This window comes from Thiemannella venezuelensis, assembly GCF_014203605.1.
In the GTDB taxonomy this organism is placed as follows: Bacteria; Actinomycetota; Actinomycetes; order Streptosporangiales; family Streptosporangiaceae; genus Planomonospora_A; species Planomonospora_A venezuelensis.
In genome coordinates this window covers 1-4,061 of sequence record NZ_JACHJJ010000063.1, presented here as the reverse complement: position 1 = coordinate 4,061, position 4,061 = coordinate 1, and the positions used below count along the sequence as shown (strand labels likewise).

General features: G+C 74.2%; 2 protein-coding genes. Both read right to left on the bottom strand.

The window, feature by feature from the left end:
- Positions 1–2,364, bottom strand: a 2,364-nt coding sequence (locus FHS22_RS37055; protein ID WP_184948872.1) for a non-ribosomal peptide synthetase, incomplete at its 3' end; no start/stop codon positions are given.
- Entirely contained in the window at positions 2,361–3,962 is a 1,602-nt protein-coding gene (locus tag FHS22_RS38855) for a condensation domain-containing protein (RefSeq protein WP_338048126.1), read from the bottom strand. The genes FHS22_RS38855 and FHS22_RS37055, both read right to left, overlap by 4 nt.
- Positions 3,963–4,061 lie beyond the last annotated feature (99 nt).

Sequence of the window (4,061 nt, the reverse complement as noted above, 5' to 3'; positions counted from 1 at the left end):
ATACCCCCGCGCCAACTGCGGACCCGCCAGATACAACTCCCCCGCCACCCCCACCGGCACCGGACGCAACCACCCGTCCAGCACATACACCCGGGCGGCCCGGATCGGGGAGCCGATCGGCGGGATCTCCCCGGGGGCGAGAGGGCCGCTCATGGTGGCGGCGATCGTGGCCTCGGTGGGACCGTACGCGTTGATCATCCGGCGCCCGGGGGCCCAGCGGTCCACCAGGTCGGGGCCGCAGGCGTCACCGCCGACCACCAGGGTCCGGAAACCCGCCAGCGGTGCCTCGGGCACACTGGCCAGCGCGGCCGGGGGGATGAGGGCGTGGGTGATCCGCTCGTGCTCCAGCACCTCGGCCAGCGCCGCCCCGCCGTACACCCCGGCGGGCGGGATGACGAGGGCGGCTCCCGCGGCGAAGGCCATGAGCATCTCCATGACCGAGGCGTCGAAGCTCGGCGAGGCGAACTGGAGCACCCTGCCCTCCGGGCCGACCCCGAGCCGGTCCCGCTGGAACTCGGCGAACGCGGAGATGCCCTCATGGGTCACGACCACGCCCTTGGGCCGCCCGGTGGAGCCCGAGGTGTAGATCACGTAGGCCGGATGCCGCAGGTCGATCCGGGCACCGGCCTCCCGTTCCGCCTCGGCCCCGGTTCCAGCCCCGATCCCGGTCCCGCTCTCGCTCTCGGTCCCGGTCTCGGCAGGACGCTCCGTTCCGGCCATCACCGGCTCGGCTCCGGACAGGAACGCCTCGTCGATCACGAGGGACGGAGCCGCGTCTCCGAGCATGTACGCGATCCGCTCGGCCGGGTACCCCGGGTCCACCGGCAGGTAGGCCCCGCCCGCCTTGCCCACGGCCAGTGCCGCGACGACCAGGCCGGCCGAGCGCGGCAGCACCAGAGCGACCAGGCGCTCCGGCCCGATCCCGCGTTCCCGCAGCAGTCCGGCCAGCCGGTCGGCGCGGTCGTTCAGCTCGCCGTACGTGAGCACCGTCCCGCCGTCGACCAGCGCGGTGGCCCGCGGATCCCGGGCGGCGGAGGCCTCGAAGACGCCGGGCAGCGTACGGCCGGGCGGCGGCGCGCCGGTGTCGTTCCACTCCTCGACGATCTGCCGGTGTTCGGCCTCGTCGAGGACGCCGAGGCGGCCGACCGGGACCTCCGGGTCGGCCACCAGTGCGGTGAGCAGCGACCGCAGGCGGCCGAGCAGCCGCTCCGCCTGCTCCCCGGTGAACAGGTCGGGCCGGTGGTCCAGGCGCAGGACGAGCCGGTCGCCGGGGACGGCCGCGAGGGCGAGGGGGTAGTGGTGGGCGTCGGCGGAGCCGAAGCCGGTCAGCCGGAGGTCACCGAGGGCCGTGTCCGCCGCCGAGGGGTCGAACGGGTAGTTCTCCAGGACGGTGACGGTGTCGAACAGCACACCGCGGTGGATCTCGGTCAGGCCGAGGTGGTGGTGGGGCAGCAGCTCGGCCTGCTCGTCCTGGAGGCGTTCGAGCAGTTCCCCGAGGGGTTCTCCGGGGCTGAGCCGTACCCGGACCGGAACCGTGTTGATGAACAGGCCGACCATGCGCTCCACGCCCGGCAGCTCCGCCGGCCGTCCCGACACGATCGCGCCGAACACCACGTCGTCGCGGCCGGTCAGCCGGGAGACGAGGATTCCCCACAGCGCCTGCAGCACGGTGTTGACCGTGACGCCGCGTCGCCGGGCCAGCCTGGTGAGCGCGCGGGTCGTCTCCGGGTCCAGCTCGGTCCGGACCCTGCCCGGAGGGACGGGCGCGGTGGCGGCGGGCGCGACCAGGGTCGGCCCGTCCACGCCGTCGAGGGCCCGGTCCCACGCCTCCCGCGCCGCCGCGCGGTCCTGCCGGTTGAGCCAGGCCAGGTAGTCGCGGTACGGCGGGGCGGGCGCGGCCTCCGCACCCAGGTAGAGGGCGAGCAGCTCGGTGATCAGGAGGGGGGTGGACCAGCCGTCGAGCAGGATGTGGTGGTTGGTGAGGACCAGCCGGTGCCGGTCCGATGCGAGCCGCACCAGGGCGAACCGGAGCAGCGGCGGCCGGGCCAGGTCGAACCGGCGGGCCCGCTCCTCGGCCGCCACGGCGTCGGGGTCCCCGCCGGAGACCTCCCGCCAGGGCAGCTCGACCCGCTCCGGGACGACCTGGACGGGGCGGCTGAGGTCCTCGTGCCAGAAGGCCGCGCGCAGGTTGGGATGGCGTACGAGCAGCCGCTCGGCCGCGTCCCTGAGCCTCGCCGCGTCGAGGGGGCCTTCGAGGTCGAGGGTGACCTGCGCGGTGTAGACGTCGTGCTCGTCGTGGAGGGCGTGGAAGAACAGGCCCTGCTGCAGCGGCGAGAGCGGAAGGATGTCCTGGACCTGCGTCATCGCCTCTCCCACGCGGCCTGGATGCGGTCGATCTCCTCCTGGTCCAGGTCGACCAGGAGGTCGCTCGGCGTGTATCCGCCGGAGCCGTGTTCGGCGAGTCCGCCGAGGGCCTCGAACCAGGTGTCGGCCAGCTCCGCCACCTCGGTCTCGCCGAGCACCCCGTCCGGCCACGACCAGGCGGCCTCCAGGTGGGGGCCGTCCGCCCGGTCGTGGACGGTGACGTTGATCTCCAGTACGTGGGAGACCGGCATCTGCGGGTCGTGCCCGCCGGGCTCCGCCGGGTCCGCGGGGACGAGGTTCCAGTCGCCCTCGGCGACCGCGACCCGGCCGAGGTAGTTGAAGACGATCTGCGGTTGCGGCAGGTCCGCCAGCTCGTCCGAGGTCCCGGGGTTGAGGTGGCGGAGCAGGCCGTAGCCGATGCCGTTGTCCGGGATCGCCCGGAGTTGCTCCTTGACCCGTTTGATCGCCTGGGCTGCGGCGCTCTCTCCGGTCCAGCCCCCGGTGCCCGCGTCGAGCCTGACCGGATACATGCCGGTGAACCAGCCGACGGTCCTGGACAGGTCCACGCCGGGGAAGATCTCCTCCCGGCCGTGTGCTTCCAGGTCGAGCAGGACCGAGGTGCCCCGGCCACCGCGTTTCCTGCGCCAGTGGGCCACGGCGAGGGCGAGCCCGGCGAGCAGCACGTCGTTGGCCCGGCCGTGGAAGGCGGCGGGGAGCGTGGTGAGCAGCGGTTCGGTCCTGCCGGGCGGCAGGGTGCGCATGAGGGTGCGGACGGTCGCGGCGACGTCCTTGCCGGGGTCGAGGGGGCGGCGGCCGATGCGCGGGTCGGGTCCGTCGAGGATCTCGATCCAGAAGTCGAGCTCCCCGGTCCGCTCCGCTGCTTCGGCGTGGAGTCTGCGGGCCCAGGTCCGGAACGAGGTCGGCACCGGATCCAGCACCGGCTCCTCCCCCCGGCCCGCCGCCTCCCACGCCGCGAACAGGTCCGGCAGCAGGATCCGCCACGACACCCCGTCCACCGACAGGTGATGGACCGTCACCACCAGCCGCCCCGACACCCCCGGCCCGGCGTCCAGCCACGCCACCTGCACCATCCGCCCGCACGCGGGATCCAGCCCCGCCCGCGACCGCGCCGCCTCCCGGCTCACCAGAACGGCCCACGCCTCCTCGGTGACCGGCACGGCGGCCGCCGGCGGAGCCTCCTCCCATCCGGCCGCCGCCGAACCGGCTCCGGCTCCGGCAAGATCATCAACGACCTCCACCCGGCGCACGCACCCGGCCGCCGCCACCGCCCCCGCCGGCAGCACCTCCAGGCCCCCGACGGGTCCCCCCGGCCGGGGATTGCTCTCGGCGATATTCATTGCCGAGAGCAATCCCCGGCAGACCAGCCGCAACGTGTCGTGCCGGTCGAGCACGGCCTGCACCGCCGCGGTCAGCGGCTCCAGCCCCAGACCCGGCGGCACCCGCAGCACCACCGTCTGGCTGAACCCGCTGACCGGTCCTTCCCGGCCCGCAAGCCAGTGCATGATCGGTGTGGGCTGCACCGGGCCGGTCCCGGCTCCCTCCGGCTCGGCCTCGACCCCCTCCTCCTCCACCGCCACCAACGCCAAAGCCTGCACACTCTGATGCCGGAACACATCCTTCGGCGAGAACACCAATCCCGCCTGCCGGGCCCGCGCCACCAACCGGATCGCGCTGAT